The 15,057-nt window shown below is 41.1% G+C and carries 14 protein-coding genes; 5 read left to right on the forward strand and 9 right to left on the reverse strand.

The genetic code is table 11. From position 1 onward, the window contains the following. Nucleotides 1-41: 41 nt before the first annotated feature. Complete coding sequence (locus NMG86_RS16730; RefSeq protein WP_052338759.1) at nucleotides 42-1,286, reverse strand: hypothetical protein; 1,245 nt, start codon at nucleotides 1,284-1,286, stop codon at nucleotides 42-44. Between the two features lie 107 nt (nucleotides 1,287-1,393). On the opposite strand from NMG86_RS16730, the gene NMG86_RS16735 reads away from it, so the two are divergent. Then, nucleotides 1,394-2,410, forward strand: a complete 1,017-nt coding sequence (locus NMG86_RS16735; protein ID WP_026798119.1) for a hypothetical protein — start codon at nucleotides 1,394-1,396, stop codon at nucleotides 2,408-2,410. Nucleotides 2,411-2,459: 49 nt separating this feature from the next. Here NMG86_RS16735 and NMG86_RS16740 read toward each other — a convergent pair whose 3' ends face one another. Further along, a complete protein-coding gene (locus NMG86_RS16740; protein ID WP_026798120.1) occupies nucleotides 2,460-3,761 on the reverse strand; it encodes a CrcB family protein in 1,302 nt (433 codons plus the stop codon). Between the two features lie 8 nt (nucleotides 3,762-3,769). Beyond that, nucleotides 3,770-4,702, reverse strand: a complete 933-nt coding sequence (thrB, locus tag NMG86_RS16745) for a homoserine kinase (protein ID WP_026798121.1) — start codon at nucleotides 4,700-4,702, stop codon at nucleotides 3,770-3,772. Nucleotides 4,703-4,926: 224 nt separating this feature from the next. On the opposite strand from thrB, the gene NMG86_RS16750 reads away from it, so the two are divergent. Continuing rightward, nucleotides 4,927-5,295, forward strand: coding sequence for a cyclic nucleotide-binding domain-containing protein (locus tag NMG86_RS16750; RefSeq protein WP_026798122.1), 369 nt, complete (start codon nucleotides 4,927-4,929; stop codon nucleotides 5,293-5,295). 2 nt (nucleotides 5,296-5,297) lie between these two features. Here the strand turns inward: NMG86_RS16750 and NMG86_RS16755 are convergent, their stop codons facing one another. Beyond that, nucleotides 5,298-6,452, reverse strand: a complete 1,155-nt coding sequence (locus NMG86_RS16755; protein ID WP_026798123.1) for an ATP-dependent 6-phosphofructokinase — start codon at nucleotides 6,450-6,452, stop codon at nucleotides 5,298-5,300. Nucleotides 6,453-6,793: 341 nt separating this feature from the next. Between NMG86_RS16755 and gap the strand changes: the two genes are divergently transcribed. Next, complete coding sequence (gap, locus tag NMG86_RS16760) at nucleotides 6,794-7,816, forward strand: type I glyceraldehyde-3-phosphate dehydrogenase (protein WP_026798124.1); 1,023 nt, start codon at nucleotides 6,794-6,796, stop codon at nucleotides 7,814-7,816. 94 nt (nucleotides 7,817-7,910) lie between these two features. On the opposite strand, the gene NMG86_RS16765 is transcribed toward gap, so the two are convergent. The 5 genes from NMG86_RS16765 to NMG86_RS16785 form a co-directional block, all read right to left on the reverse strand. Then, nucleotides 7,911-11,264 (reverse strand): CHAT domain-containing tetratricopeptide repeat protein, encoded by a 3,354-nt coding sequence (locus tag NMG86_RS16765; RefSeq protein ID WP_499103715.1) that lies wholly within the window; start codon nucleotides 11,262-11,264, stop codon nucleotides 7,911-7,913. Between the two features lie 27 nt (nucleotides 11,265-11,291). Further along, nucleotides 11,292-11,684, reverse strand: coding sequence for a type II toxin-antitoxin system death-on-curing family toxin (locus NMG86_RS16770; protein WP_026786003.1), 393 nt, complete (start codon nucleotides 11,682-11,684; stop codon nucleotides 11,292-11,294). Next, entirely contained in the window at nucleotides 11,681-11,905 is a 225-nt protein-coding gene (locus NMG86_RS16775; protein ID WP_026798125.1) for a hypothetical protein, read from the reverse strand. The genes NMG86_RS16770 and NMG86_RS16775 overlap by 4 nt, the downstream gene beginning before the upstream one ends. Before the next feature lie 87 nt (nucleotides 11,906-11,992). Further along, complete coding sequence (locus NMG86_RS16780) at nucleotides 11,993-13,189, reverse strand: caspase family protein (protein ID WP_026798126.1); 1,197 nt, start codon at nucleotides 13,187-13,189, stop codon at nucleotides 11,993-11,995. Nucleotides 13,190-13,250: 61 nt separating this feature from the next. Next, nucleotides 13,251-13,736 carry a DsrE family protein gene (locus NMG86_RS16785; protein WP_052338760.1) on the reverse strand — a complete coding sequence of 162 codons (486 nt, stop codon included), beginning with the start codon at nucleotides 13,734-13,736 and terminating at the stop codon, nucleotides 13,251-13,253. Between the two features lie 286 nt (nucleotides 13,737-14,022). Between NMG86_RS16785 and NMG86_RS16790 the strand changes: the two genes are divergently transcribed. Together NMG86_RS16790 and NMG86_RS16795 are read left to right on the forward strand one after the other, a co-directional pair. Then, nucleotides 14,023-14,697: an RNA-guided endonuclease InsQ/TnpB family protein gene (locus NMG86_RS16790; RefSeq protein WP_227351013.1), complete on the forward strand. Its 675-nt coding sequence runs from the start codon at nucleotides 14,023-14,025 to the stop codon at nucleotides 14,695-14,697. 65 nt (nucleotides 14,698-14,762) lie between these two features. Then, complete coding sequence (locus NMG86_RS16795; protein WP_423808573.1) at nucleotides 14,763-15,041, forward strand: hypothetical protein; 279 nt, start codon at nucleotides 14,763-14,765, stop codon at nucleotides 15,039-15,041. Nucleotides 15,042-15,057 lie beyond the last annotated feature (16 nt).

Here is a 15,057-nt window from a genome sequence, read left to right on the forward strand (position 1 = left end):
TTGTTCTTGTGCTTTGAAATAATAATAAAGATTAGCAATCGTTAAATCGGGAACTTTAGACGGTTTTCGAGATCCAGAAACTTTTTCTCTTTGAAAAAATAATAGAGATTAGCAACCGTTAAATCAGGAACTTCTTTCCAGTTGGTTAAGGCTAATCCTTTAAAATCCAGAGCGATCGCTTTTTGAGTAATATAAGATTCATACTCAAAGCGTAATTCCGGTTTAAGGATAAATTTAAGTTGATCTTTCAGAGCAACGAAATGTGATTTATTTTTTAATTCTTGATACAGTTCAAATGGGGAGCGTTTTTGTAAAGTGTTAGATTCTTGGGATTGATTTAAACTAGCAATATCCGTTACATCTAAATTGGCTAGTTTTTCTTGATCCTCAATTGATAAATTTTGTATAACTTTTAGATTATTCTTCCAGAAATCAATTAAAAGCATATCGTGATTGATAATAGAGTTAATCCTAGGAAATATAAAGTCAATTTCTTCTTCCGATTGACAGGATTCTGTTAAGTATAGACAATCTTTGATAATTTTATCTCTGAGGTGATTTAACTGAAAAATACAAGCATCAAAATCATTTTTTAAAATATCAATTAAAGCTAAGGTTTGTTCAATCGCCCAAGCACATTCTAGTCGCTTTAATTTTCCCGAAATCGAAGGACAAGAAATCAGTTCTTTATTGTTATAAATAGCCAAACAATTTTGTAAATTATTCCAAATAAAGTTTAATTTATCATTTCTATCTTTAGAATTTTGTGTGATTAAAGCCGATGGGAGTTGATTATTATGAACTGACTGAAAGATTCCATAAGCCTTAACAAACTGAACGCGGTGTATTTCTTGTTGGATTTCTTGACCCACTTGATTGATCGTTTTTAAAATCTCATCTCCTTGACTATTAATAATTAATTTTAAATCTGTGAACCCTTTTTCAAGCCCTAACTGAACTTGATATAATTTTTGATCTAATTTGCGAGTTTGCTGTAAATTTTGTGCGGAAAGTATTCCCAGTAAAGCCACACCGACTCCTAGAGTTGCCGTTGCCGACTCTAATATACTAGCCTTTTCCTGTAAGCTATCCATGCCCTTTTTCAGATAGTCTAAGTCTCGATCAAGATGGTCAGATTCTACCTTACCTTGATAGGCTTTGAACGCGATTTTTGTGATAGTTAATACAATTCCCACATAAGGATTAACAGATGCTAAGAAGGGAGATGCCATATCTAAAGTAAAACCAATAGACTTTAAAACAGGCACTAAATCTTGAGAGTCCATAACTAAGTTAACCTAAGTGTCAGAAGTTAGTATAATTAATTATATCAGTGATATCTGTTCAAAGTTGTCTCTGATGGAAAAAAACCTTAATCCAGCAATTAAATGTGATGAATGAATCTCTCAAAGCCTTTCTTGCTCTTAATCAAGCGGTTACACTAATCCATTCTAATGATGATCAATCCTTAGAGTTAAAACAGTCAGCAACCGATTTAAGCCAATCAATTCAACTCTGTACCGATGAAATGAGACAGTCTGCTGTTAAATTAGAACAATTACTAAAAAATTGTTATCAGGATTTAGATCAGGCTGAAGAAGTTTGGAATAGTAAAGCTGGAATTTTATCTATCCCCAAGGATGAAATTTGGGAACAGATCGCACAAATTAGTAATGCAGATGTACGCATTCGTAATTTAAGAAAAAAATGTCAAATAGAAGTTCTTAGAGAACTTAAAGAGTCATGGACAAATCGAGTTACAGAACTCAAAAAACAGTGGTTTACTGAAAAAAATACTGGAAAACCTAAACAAGAGGCAGGCTTATCAGATAAAGAAGGTTTAATCAAGGGTTTAGAAAAAGAATTAATTGATCAAAATCGTCAAATTATTCTAGCGATTAAACATAATATAGAATTCCTAGATAAAGAGTTATCTAATTTTAACATCAATCTATTAGAATCTCATATAAGTTATTATCAAATCAAGGACAAGAATAATTTGTTATATAAAATTAGTAATTTTCGTTATAACCGAAATTTCTTATTTTATGTAAAAGGTAATGTTTCCAAACCTTTGATTGATTCAGTAAAGGCTAGTTGGGATGCCTTTGTACGAGATAGTTTTTTAGTAATTAAGAGAGAACAATTCAATGTTTTTTCAAGTATTGTTTTATTCTTTATCGAAAGTAGCTTATTGTCAAGGTTAGACGAGTGTTTCGATTTAGCTATATCAACTCTAATGTTTCATTTGACATTTTATAATGATTTATTAGAAAAACAAAATAGATATGAGCAAGAAATTCCTCAAAAATGGCAAGCTGAAAAACAATTCTTAGATCAACTGCGTTCACAAATTGATAAAGTTCAGACAGAAATTGATACGATTTTAAATTCTATTTCCACAAGTTAAGAATAATCAAATAGATGGAATCCCCGCCCGTTTTACGACGGGGTGGATGTCAATCAGATTGATCTAACCGTTTTTGCCATTCCGCATCAATTTTATCAGAATTTTGTTCCTCTTGTTCTAATAAATCCGTTTCAGTTGTATAGGCTAAATTATCTTTATTAATCACAGTTTTCTTAGCAAATTGACGAGCATAATTGAGTTTTTCCTGTATAATTGAATTGTCATCAGCCAAAATATTAACTCTATTTTTTCGGGTTGTATTGCGAATATTGACTTTTTCATTTTTCCATTGTACCCAGAAATATCTAATTAAAGGAATGGTCAAAAATCCCACACCGTAAATTAATAAAACTGGATAAATGACATGAACAAATCCTAAAAATCCGGTTAAATATCCAGCAATTTCTGGAGTTTTTAATAAACTCCCTAACATTAATGCCCCAATCACATTAACCGAACCTAAACCAATTGCCCCCATAATTTGCCCGGAACTAGCCAAACTAAACCGCCATTTTTTTTCTTTTAAATAACCAGGAACAGATTGAGATTGAGAGTTTATAGCTGTGGTTTGCAATTCGGGGAAATGATAGATTAACTGTCCCTCTGGACTTACCTCCGGTCTACCATCAAATCGAGTTAAAATCGGTAACATATAATCTTCATATTCCTGAGCTACTGAACTCCCAATTTCATCTAAATAGGGGGTAATTTGTTCGGCAATAATCGCGCCTTTTTGGTTTTGAATCACCCGACCAATGGTTTGCCATCGGCGTTCTTCCAAATTATAATTGGGGTTGCCATCTCCAAAAATAAACGAAAAAACAGATTCCAAAAAATTCATCGGTTTCTTTTGATCGCTACTTTTAGCATTTTGGCGTTGATAATGGTTATTATCGACCGTGGAAAACCAACGAAAATCAGGCATCAACCAAGCGATCCAAAACCAACTCCCACCGCGACTTCCCCCGGAGTTGTTATTATTTTGACTGTTATTAATCACCACTAAAATCGTAATAATAGCAGCGACAATCAGCAGAATTGAGGCAATTAAAATAATTCCAAAGGAAATTCTAATCAGATAAAATAAAACCTTCCAAATTTTATTCCACCAGTCTTTTAACTTCAATTGCCAATATTTATTCCGCAAAATAGCCTGAAAATTGCGGGGAAATGCAAAGGCAATTTCGCCCGAATCAGCCACTTGTAAATGACCTCCGGCTTCGGATGCCAGGACTAAAAGTTCCCGTTGGGCGATATTAATATCAATTCCGGCTTGAGTTGCCACATCGCCACTGGTGACACGATATCCCAGTTTTTCAACAGCATTAATAATACTAGGATTAAGAACCATTGTTTCTCCTATTCAATATTCATTGTCGCCCCTTGAGTATCGAGTTGCAGCACCTTAACCTCTGGGTTGACGCCCTCTTGTTTCCAGGCGGTCGTCATCGCCACGGCCACCGCAGGGGCTGATATTTCATCGGTTAAAGCCAATAAAGTTGGCCCCGCCCCACTAATCACTAATTCAAAGGCTCCGGCTATTAATGCAGCCCTGCGGACGGTTTCAAACCCTTTAATTAAGGATTTACGATAGGGTTGATGAATTTTGTCCTGGAGTGCCACCCTTAACCAGTCAGGGTTGCGGGTTTCTAAACCCCTAATTAATAATCCCAGATGGGCGGTATTAAAAATCGCATCCGCCCGACTATAGTTTGGGGGCAAAACCTTTCTAGCTTCTGCGGTGGATAATTCAAAATCAGGAATCGCCAGAACTGGAACTAGATCACAATGCCAGGGAATGGGGCAAATTTCCCAGCCTATACCATTTTCTCCTCTGGATACGGATAATTGACAATTGCCTAATAAGGCGGGAACCACATTGTCGGGATGTCCCTCGATTTCAATGGCTAATTGCAGGATCTCAATTTGGCTCAAGGGATTTCCAGCTAAGGTATTCGCCCCCAACAGTCCCCCGACAATAGCGGTGGCAGAACTCCCTAAACCCCTGGCTAAAGGAATTCCCAAATCAATCTCGATCTGAACCGGGGGCGGGGTTTGACCGAGGTGCTGATAAACCCGAATAAAGGCTTGATAGGCTAAGTTACTTTCATCGGTTTGGACGATCGCGGCTTCTGTGCCCTGAACCGTAATGGTTAAAGTCTCATTTGATGTATTTTTTAAATAAGAAAAACGCAGCGTATTGTATAGAGTTAAGGCGGCTCCAATACAATCAAATCCCGGCCCTAAGTTGGCGGTTGTTGCGGGAATAGTTACAGTAACAGTGTTGGGCATGAGATATAAATATAGCAGGGAATGGGGAATTACGAATTACGAATTACGAATGGGTAATACTTCGACTTCCCTCAGTAACAGGGTAATGGGTAATGGGTAATGGGTAGGAGTTGGAGTATTCCTAGTTGTAGGGCGCGATCGCTATATTACCCTGTCTTTCTTTTTCTATTTTGCCCTAGTATTGATCCAATAGAACAGATCAAACTTATTGAGTTAATAACACTATGTTACAGCCCATTGAAACCGTAAAACTGTTTGAAAAACAGCCAGAACAACGGTATCTGGCCAATCAAGTGATTTTTGAGGAGGGCCAAACTGGAGAGGTCTTGTATGGCATTCTCGAAGGGGAAATCGAGTTATGGGTGAATGGGAAAGTGGTGGAAACTCTGACGGCTGGAGATGTTTTTGGGGAGGGTGCTTTAGTTCAACCCGATCACACACGAGCGTCCACGGCGATCGCTAAAACAGATTGTCTTTTGGCCACAATGGATAAATCTCGATTTCTGTTTGCCGTTCAGGAAACCCCCATGTTTGCCTTAGAAGTTGTCAAAAGTTATTCCGATCGTTTACGTCGGCTAAAACATTCTATCTGAACCTAATTAATCTGAGCTATTGTCTCTAAAGAAAAAGGTTTTAAATTATTGATATTCGGGTTTACCGTAGGAATATTTTCTTGATTAAGTTCTTCTCCGAGATAAATTCCCAGGGATCGGGCCGTTTCCACCCAAAATCCCTGGGGGTCAACCAGTAGGGGACTATCGGCAAAAACCTGATCTAAGGGAATAGTGGTGACAGCATTATTATGCCAAGCCACCATCACCCCGTAGGTTTCCTGGGCGATTAAATCCACCGCCACCTTTCCGAAGGCTGTGCCAATTAATCTATCCAAGGCAGAAGGAGCCCCACCCCGTTGAACATGACCCAGGACAGTCACCCGGGCTTCTACCCCCAAATTTTTCTCAATTTCCGCAGCCACATATTCCCCAATTCCCCGCAGTCGGACTTCCCCCAGGGCATCTTTATAATATCGACTTTCCCCATCGGCGGTTTTTGCCCCTTCAGCGACTACCACAATGGCGAATTTTCGTCCCCAGAGATTGCGTAACTCGCGAATGCGTTTACAGAGGGTTTTAATTGAATAGGGAATTTCTGGGATTAAAATGGCATCGGCCCCCCCGACAATTCCCGAATATAGGGCCAGATGTCCGGTTGTCCGTCCCATCACCTCCACCACCATTACCCGGTCATGGCTGGCGGCGGTATAACTCAACCGATCTAAACAGTCTAAAATTGTAGTGACGGCGGAGTTAAAACCAACCGATAATTCGGTATGGGCGACATCATTATCAATGGTTTTAGGGACAGCGACTAAATTCCAATTGCCTTTTTCGGCAAGTTTCTGCAAAATCGCCAGACTACCATCCCCACCAATAGCGATTAAAGCATCAAGTCCTAAATCATAATATCCCTGAATAATTTCGTCGGTATTGCCTTCGGTATCTCCCTTATTAATCGACCCTAAAATGGTTCCACCCATACTTAATAAGGGATCAATTCCGTGTCGCTCTAAACCATAGGAATTTAATACCACACTTTTTCGTTCAATCAGTCCCTTGGTGGCATAGGGAATGCCTCGGACTTCCCAGTTATATTCAGATGTGGCATGATTGACAACAGCCCGAATCACGGCATTGAGACCCGGGCAGTCTCCGCCACTGGTGAGAATGCCAATTCGTTTACGTTTGTTCATTTTAGTTTTAAGCCCAATCGTATACCCTTGAATAGTACAGATTTTTGATCAATTTGTTAATACTGCTGGGGACAAAATTAGTCTTTTTTATTCTTTCTTAACGTTCAGTAAAAAAATCAGGAATATCAGTATTTTTAAACCTTTAACCTGGGGATAAACTTATGGGAGTTATCCCAAATATCACCTAATTTTGAAAATCACCGAATCCAGATTAAAATTCTAATTTTATTAAAATTACAGAAAGAAAGAAGCTCAACAATCAAAACTTGTGGTACAGTCTATCCCTAGTTGTGGCTTGAATCATCAAGTCCCCTTGAATTTTGCCTAAAGGAGTTAATAATATGGCGTTAAGAGTAGGAATTAATGGGTTTGGTCGCATTGGTCGTTTGGTGATGCGGTCGGCGATTAATAACCCAGATATTGAGTTTGTGGGAATTAATGATCTCGTTCCTCCCGATAACTTAGCCTATTTGTTCAAATACGATTCTACCCACGGAGTATTTCCGGGCGTCGTGGAAGCCAAAGAAGATGGCATTGTGGTCGATGGACATTTTATTCGCTGTACGGCCATCAAAGACCCCACCCAACTCCCCTGGAAAGAAGACACGGTGGACTATGTGGTCGAGTCTACGGGGTTATTTAGTGACTACCAGGGGGCCCACAAACATATTGAAGCGGGGGCTAAACGGGTGATTATTTCCGCACCCACCAAAGACCCGGATAAGGTTAAAACTCTGTTAGTGGGAGTTAACCACGAAACCTTTGACCCGGCTTCTGATTTAATCGTGTCTAATGCCAGTTGTACCACCAACTGTTTAGCCCCGGTTGCTAAGGTGATTAACGATAGCTTTGGGTTAACGGAAGGGTTAATGACCACTATTCACTCCATGACCGCCACTCAACCGACGGTTGATGGGCCCAGTAAGAAGGACTGGCGCGGGGGACGGGGTGCGGCCCAAAATATTATTCCATCGTCTACTGGGGCGGCTAAGGCTGTCACTTTAGTGTTACCTGCCTTAAAAGGAAAACTGACGGGAATGGCCTTTCGAGTTCCGACTCCGAATGTGTCCGTCGTTGATTTAACCTTCCGCACTGACAAAGCCACCAGCTATAAGGAAATCTGCGCGGCGATGAAGGCGGCGGCCGAAGGCCCGATGAAAGGTGTTTTAGCCTATACCGAGGATGAAGTGGTTTCTTCAGACTTCATCACTGACCCGAGTTCTAGTACCTTTGATGCTAAAGCCGGGATGGAACTGAATGCTAATTTCTTTAAGATTGTGGCTTGGTATGACAATGAATGGGGTTATTCCTGTCGCGTTGTTGATTTAATGACGTCAATGGCGAAAAAAGACGGTATTCTGTAAATTACAGAAACCGGGTTTCTCAAGATATCTTGATTTCCTACAATGAATCTAATGCAGAAACTCGGTTTCTAGGAACAGAATGCAGGTTAACACTCTAACGCCAATCTCCCTGAACTGTAAACGCTCCCCAATAATAGGGAGATTGCCATTCTTCAGACTTCCACATTTCCAATTGTGTCTGTCTCAAAGCATGAATTGGATTTTCTTCTCCTTGTAACATTTTTTGATAAAACTTCGTCATTAATTCAGAAGTTGAAGCATCATTAACACTCCACAAACTCACAATGACTCGCCGCGCCCCAGCATACATAAATCCCCTAGTCATCCCCACTAAACCTTCGCCTTTCGTGTCTTTCCCTAAGCCCGTTTGACAGGCACTTAATACCACTAATTCCGCAGGTAAATTTAAGTTAAAAATATCTTGAATACGCAAAAATCCATCCTCAGCTTGTCCTTGTTGATTAAATAGGGATAACACCACTCCCGATAGTTCAGGATTAACAGAATCCAGTAAACCATGAGTAGCAAAATGAACTATTTGATATTCAGATAAATTGGGATTTTTGGCTTGTTCAAGTGATGCTTGAAAGTCTAGGGCTTGTAACCTTTGATTTTCGGGAACTAATGCTATAATTTTCTCGGCTTCGGTGCGGGTATACTCCAGACGGCCATAAGTTTTCGCCCCTTCCCCAATACCTAAATTACGCGCCGCACGAGTCAGGGCTAAGTTGTTGAGGGTTTGCGGGTTTTGTTGGGGTGCATTTCTAGTAACGCGAGAGTCATTAAGGCTGAAAACGGGGTCGGCTAATACTGCGACAGTTTTGGCTACCGTGGGGCGATTTTGTAGTTTTTCCCGTTGAATAGCAATAGTTGAAGTTGAGGGAGCGGTAACAATTTCATGCTCTACTAAAAGGGGTGTATTCGGTTGAGAAAGGATGGGTAAGGCGGCAAAGGGAATATATTGTAATACCCCATCCCCCACAATTAATAAACGTTTATTTCCCAGTTGAGAAGCGACGGGTTTTAGTAATATTTCACTGAGGGGGAGTCCGCTTTCTACGGAAGTAGATTCATTCATCTCTCGCCAAGGTTGGGCAATTTCTTCTATTTCACTTTGTTTCGGTAAAACATAGCTGGTAATGCTATTTTTAGTCACAGCCCAGAGATAACTGCGTTCTTCCCCCAGGGAATATTGTAATAATAAGGTATCTTCATCAAGGAGTTGTTGAACTTCTGGCAGATTTAAAGGTTGAGGATATTTCAGTGCAGCATAGCGGGGACTGGTAAGGCGAATTTGGGTTTGTAGTTGATTGAGTTGATTACTTAAGGCTTGAGATTTGGCTTTGAGTTCATCGATTTGTGTTTCGGTATATTGACCTTGGGTGAGTTGATATCGTTGATATTCTACCGTGTTGAGTTGTTGTAGTAAGTTCTGTTCCTGTTCTAAGAGTTTGGGGTCTACCCCTTGACGAATATTAGCACCGGCTTCGGTCAGGAGTTCTACAAGACTTCTGGCGCGAGAACGTTCGCTGGCGTGAAAAGCTAAAGCATCATATCCTTTTTGGGGGTTTTGTTGATGCAGTTGCATTAATAAATCAATGTAGAATTTGTAATAATCCTGAACTGTGGCAAAGAAGGATTGACGAAGCTCTTGGGAACCGATTTTAGTGCGGAGGTCTTCAACAATAGTAATGGCAGTTTCGATGTCTGTAAGAGCTTCGCTGAGGTTGCCTTGATTACGTTTGAGAATGGCAAAATTAGAGAGAGTAGTGGCTTCCCCCCCTCTATCCCCCACAGCCCGTGATAGGGGTAAAGCTTGGTTTAAGTAGTCTAGGGCTTGCTGCTTTTCTCCCAGGGAGTCGTACACAGCGCCAATATTGCTGAGAGTAGCAGCTTCCCCCCCTCTATCCCCCACTGCCCGTCTTAGGGGTAAAGCTTGGTTGTAGTAGTCTAGGGCTTGCTGCTTTTCTCCCAGGGAGTCGTACACAAGGCCAATATTGTTGAGAGTAGTGGCTTCCCCCCCTCTATCCCCCACTGCCCGTCTTAGGGGTAAAGCTTGGTTGTAGTAGTCTAGGGCTTGCTGCTTTTCTCCCAGGGAGTCGTACACACCGCCAATATTGTTGAGAGTAGTGGCTTCCATCCTTCTATCCCCCACAGCCCGTGATAGGGGTAAAGCTTGGTTGTAGTAGTCTAGGGCTTGCTGCTTTTCTCCCAGGGAGTCGTACACAAGGCCAATATTGTTGAGAGTAGTGGCTTCCACCCCTCTATCCCCCACAGCCCGTAATAGGGGTAAAGCTTGGTTCAAGTAGTCTAGGGCTTGCTGCTTTTCTCCCAGGGAGTCGTACACACCGCCAATATTATTGAGAGTAGTGGCTTCCCCCCCTCTATCCCCCACTGCCCGTCTTAGGGGTAAAGCTTGGTTGTAGTAGTCTAGGGCTGTTTGTTTTTCTCCCAGGGAGTCGTACACATTGCCAATATTGTTGAGAGTAGTGGCTTCGATCCTTCTATCCCCCACTGCCCGTAATAGGGGTAAAGCTTGGTTGTAGTAGTCTAGGGCTTGCTGCTTTTCTCCCAGGGAGTCGTACACAAGGCCAATATTGTTGAGAGTAGTGGCTTCCCCCCCTCTATCCCCCACAGCCCGTAATAGGGGTAAAGCTTGGTTCAAGTAGTCTAGGGCTTGCTGCTTTTCTCCCAGGGAGTCGTACACAGCGCCAATATTGTTGAGAGTAGTGGCTTCCATCCTTCTATCCCCCACAGCCCGTAATAGGGGTAAAGCTTGGTTGTAGTAGTCTAGGGCTTGCTGCTTTTCTCCCAGGGAGTCGTACACACCGCCAATATTGTTGAGAGTATTGGCTTCCCCCCCTCTATCCCCCACAGCCCGTAATAGGGGTAAAGCTTGGTTCAAGTAGTCTAGGGCTTGCTGCTTTTCTCCCAGGGAGGAGTACACAGCGCCAATATTGTTGAGAGTAGTGGCTTCCTGCCCTCTATCCCCCACTGCCCTGAATAGGGGTAAGGCTTGGTTGTAGTAGTCTAGGGCTTGCTGCTTTTCTCCTAATAAGTCATTTATTGTGCCCATACCCAGCAGTGTGACGGCTTCCGTTCCTTTATCCCCGGCGGCGTGATAGAGTTGGCGGGCGGCTTCCAACTTTCCTAAAGCGGCTCGTAATGATTCTGCTGTTCCTTGTTGAAATAGTTCTGTTCCCTCTTGCAACAGTTTATCCGCTTGCGGGTTGCTGCTATTTTGGGCGATGAGGGTTTGTGGTAAGAAACCGGGTTTCTTAAGTTCAGTGGGTTGGTGATTAGATATAGTGAGAAGAAACTCTGTTTCTGAGGGTTTGGGTGTTGCCATCCCTGACTCCGATAGCAACGCGACACCGATAATTCCTGATACGGAAACGCCTTTGAGGAACGCAAAAACTAATTTGTTCTGACTTGTTTTTATTTCCATTTTTTTACCCCTTCCCCTGATTTGCATTTACATCAATTCTAATACAGAATTTTTCCTTAACCATTGGGCTAAAGATTCTTGAGTTTCTTGGTCAGTTGCCAACCCTTCCATGATTTGCACAACCTCGATTTCGGGAACTTCTAATAAATAGCTATTTACCAACAAAAAAGTTGCCATTACTGCAAAAGCTGTGCGTTTATTACCATCAATAAATGGATGGTTTTTCGCCAAACCATAACCATAAGCCGCAGCGAGGTCAAATAAATCAGGTTGACCGTAAGCAAATAAATGTCTTGGTCTAGCTAAACTCGCAGCCAGGAGATTTTCGTCCCTGATACCTAAACTACCACCATGCTGCTGAATTTGATCCTGATGGATAACTCGAACAATTTCTTCAAAAATCCATAAGGGTTCATTCACTGGGCTAATTCCCTTAACGCATTTTTATATTTTTCGCTAATCACTTGATAAGCTGCCATTGCTTTGTCAAATTCAGTTTGATCAATAGTTGAGGAATTATCGGAGTGATTATTCTGTGCTTTCTCTGCGAGAGAATGCAAAAAGACCAGGGCTTCTGCTAACAGTTCATCAGGTAATTCTCTGGCTAAGGTAACGATTTCTTGACGCATTTCTTGAGTCATGGTTATTGCCTATTATATTTTAAATGATAACAAAAGACATCTGATCACGGCTTGACCCGGTTTTTTTCTAACATATTAATATTCCTCTTAACTTATTAAATGTAAAAGCGTTCCTACGGTTACAGTTTGCTCAATCTTTGCCTGCCCTACTAACCCATCACGGGAAATCATTTTCACTTTTCCTGTACTATTAATAGCAGTAAATATTGTTCCCGTTGTCACCTTTCTTAAGTCAATTCCCGCTAACCATAATTGAGCAGTTTCCCCACTAACTGCCGTTACAACTGCTTGGGCTGGAGATTTGGGAGAATTAATAAAATAGGGCAGTTGTTGTTGATACCCACTCCCCACTTTAACTTCATAACGGGGAACTTGGTTATATGTTTCAGGAATTTCTGGGAGAATCTTTTGAAATATCTGTTTAATATTGTTGTCTTCCTGCCAGAGATAATAAGTTAGTAAATAACTAAATAGACCACATTTAAAGCCATTTATATTTGCTTCCCGTGCCAGTTGGTTTGGGGCCGTTGCCGCTAATACTACCCCTTTAGCTACCCCGGTTTGATAGCCTTTAACAAATTGTTCAGGAGATAAATTTAATCGCGATAACCACTGTTGCTGATAGTTTTTTTCATCAGAAGAAACTAAAATATTTTCACCTCCTTCGCGGGAACGCACCCGGACTTCTCGGGTTGCTCCACCGGAAAAACAACTATCTAAAACCACCGTCACATTTTCGGTTTTCAGGGCTGACATTAATAAAAATAAGGTATGCCCCATAATATCTTGGACAACTCCCCCCACTTCAGGATATCCGGTAGGTAATTTACTATTAATAGGAACAAAGGTTCCATTCAATCCTTGTCTATCTCCTAATCCGGTTATAATTGGGTCAGGATCAAAAATGCGCGAACCATGCCCAGAATAGTGATAAACCACAATATCTCCGGGTTTGGCTTGTTTAATTAAATGTTCTTCAAAAGCGGTTAAAATTCCTGTCCGAGTGGCTTCTGTTTGGGGTAAAATATAAATATTTTTAGGATTAAATCCGAAGCGATGAATTAACAAATAGCGTTGCAACTCTAAATCATTGACACATCCTTCTAGGGGAGAGGAGGCATATTGATTAATCCCTACTAATAAAGCTAGTTTGCGGGGCGTACTTTGGGCTAGGACTTTGCCCGCTTGTTCAGCTTTTTGTTGGAATAGGAATTGATTAATTCCCAGAGTTGCTAGTGCTGAACTGGCAAATTTGAGGAAATAGCGGCGAGTGTTACGAGTCATTTTAACTTACAATGAATCAACTGAATCAATTGTAGCAATTCAGAGGAGCTAATTTTAGGAATCAATATGAGATCGTTACCGTATTCGGAGCAAAAAGAAGTGGCAATATTCCTCCCTCTTGTCCAAGCACAACACCTTCAATAAGATCCTCCTGAGTTAAGCCGGCTTTGCGAGAGCAATTGGGACAAGCAATCACTGTTCCCCCATCCTCTATAAACTTTTGTAACCTTTGATGAATCGTTAAATCACCATTACCTTCTGTTGCTGGAGATCGCCGTTTATCAGCCAGATATACCCCACGAACATTAAGGAAGATGGTGACAGGTTGATGTCCCATTCGCAAGGCATTGTGGGCAATAGAAATCGCCATACTTGCCGTCCATGTATCATCACTGGTCAAATTGATAAACAGTGCTTTTGATTCTGTCGCCTTTTCCGTAGTTTGAGCTAATGGGGTTTCTGAGTAAGCTGGTTTTGTAATCACACCCCAATCTAATAACCCAGCCAAGAGTGAAGCAGCAAAAACATAAGGCAATTTAGATTTCATACAAGCTAGTCTCCTACGAACCCTTGCAAATACAACAAGCTGGACTGATTCAGCACAGCCAGTTGCTAAACAAAAGAAAAAACTTAATAGACCCGACCCATTCTCGACCCCCTAGATCAATCCGTCAAAAGACAGTTTGTCAATCTTGAAGTTTCATCTTAAAACCTATTAAGCTGTTCAGCATCTAAATTGGTCATGCAGAAATCTTGAATCTTATGCAGTGCCAGCGTCCTCGCTCGCTGAAATATATAGTTTAAATGCACAACAGCTTATTAGTCACAACTCAATGAAAGTAACATATCAGTACCAGTTCTATCCCGACACCAATCAAAAGATCAGCTTAAACCAATGGCTGAGAATTTGCCGTTATTGGTACAATCGCCAGTTGGGAGATCGCTTTGATTGGTGGGAAATGAATCGTACTGCTATCAATGCTTGCCCATTAAAAACTAGCATTGCTGCTCCCAGAGAAAAGCCTAATTACTACCATCAAAAACAACAATTGCCAATTCTTAAAAAAGACTTAGTAAAAGTATTTCACAGTGGCGAGTTGTTGGATTTTAAGCAGGTAGATTCAACTGTACTACAAGATGTCTCTAAGCGAATAGATAAAGCCTTTGAAAGATTCATTGTCGGTGACGGTAAAGGTACAAAATCGGGCAGACCCCGATTCAAAACTGAAGCCGACTACCGAACCATGACTTTTTCAACGGCGGGTAATGATTGGATTAAATTGATTCGTAAGAATTGGGTTTATATTCGATTACCCAAATTAGGAATTGTAAAAGTTCGGATGCACCGCCCAATTCCTAGTGGGTTTGTTGTTAAGCAAGTAAGTGTCACCAGAAAAGCTGACGGTTGGTTCATTCAGTTAATTCTTGAAGACATTTCTGTACCTCAATTCACACCAGATCAAGTTATTCCCAATCTGCTAAATCGGGACTCAATAAATCCTGGCTAGATGCTGCATTTGGGCAATTTTTTACGACGCTGAACTACATAGTAGAAAAAACTGGGGCAGTCGTCATTTCACAAAAACCTGCTTATACTTCAATGGTGCTCAGTTATCGGAATGAGATGATTTTCACCGATTGTAGTATCCGAGACTATTGGGATGAGCAAAATTCTTTGATGGTTGATCGTGATATCAATGCTGCGATTAACTTGAAAAGACTGGGGTTGGGCATTTTCCCCAGTATAAAACGCCGTAGTGGGAATCTTTCTGTAGTTGGTTCTATGGATAACAGTACCATTAAGGAAATCTTGCATACCCTTCATCGGGCTGCTAAGAAGCCCACATCATAATCTGTACTCAGATTTG

Source organism: Planktothrix rubescens CCAP 1459/22 (assembly GCA_904830895.1).
GTDB lineage: Bacteria > Cyanobacteriota > Cyanobacteriia > Cyanobacteriales > Microcoleaceae > Planktothrix > Planktothrix agardhii.

What these genes read in the sequence shown, in the direction of transcription:
- NMG86_RS16740 (WP_026798120.1), bottom strand. Translation starts at nt 3,761, where the DNA reads ATGGTTCTTAATCCTAGTATTATTAATGCTGTTGAAAAACTGGGATAT.
- thrB (WP_026798121.1), bottom strand. Translation starts at nt 4,702, where the DNA reads ATGCCCAACACTGTTACTGTAACTATTCCCGCAACAACCGCCAACTTA.
- NMG86_RS16755 (WP_026798123.1), bottom strand. Translation starts at nt 6,452, where the DNA reads ATGAACAAACGTAAACGAATTGGCATTCTCACCAGTGGCGGAGACTGC.
- NMG86_RS16765 (WP_499103715.1), bottom strand. Translation starts at nt 11,264, where the DNA reads ATGGAAATAAAAACAAGTCAGAACAAATTAGTTTTTGCGTTCCTCAAA.
- NMG86_RS16785 (WP_052338760.1), bottom strand. Translation starts at nt 13,736, where the DNA reads ATGAAATCTAAATTGCCTTATGTTTTTGCTGCTTCACTCTTGGCTGGG.
- NMG86_RS16790 (WP_227351013.1), top strand. Translation starts at nt 14,023, where the DNA reads ATGAAAGTAACATATCAGTACCAGTTCTATCCCGACACCAATCAAAAG.
- NMG86_RS16775 (WP_026798125.1), bottom strand. Translation starts at nt 11,905, where the DNA reads ATGACTCAAGAAATGCGTCAAGAAATCGTTACCTTAGCCAGAGAATTA.
- gap (WP_026798124.1), top strand. Translation starts at nt 6,794, where the DNA reads ATGGCGTTAAGAGTAGGAATTAATGGGTTTGGTCGCATTGGTCGTTTG.
- NMG86_RS16750 (WP_026798122.1), top strand. Translation starts at nt 4,927, where the DNA reads ATGTTACAGCCCATTGAAACCGTAAAACTGTTTGAAAAACAGCCAGAA.
- NMG86_RS16735 (WP_026798119.1), top strand. Translation starts at nt 1,394, where the DNA reads ATGAATGAATCTCTCAAAGCCTTTCTTGCTCTTAATCAAGCGGTTACA.
- NMG86_RS16730 (WP_052338759.1), bottom strand. Translation starts at nt 1,286, where the DNA reads ATGGACTCTCAAGATTTAGTGCCTGTTTTAAAGTCTATTGGTTTTACT.
- NMG86_RS16780 (WP_026798126.1), bottom strand. Translation starts at nt 13,189, where the DNA reads ATGACTCGTAACACTCGCCGCTATTTCCTCAAATTTGCCAGTTCAGCA.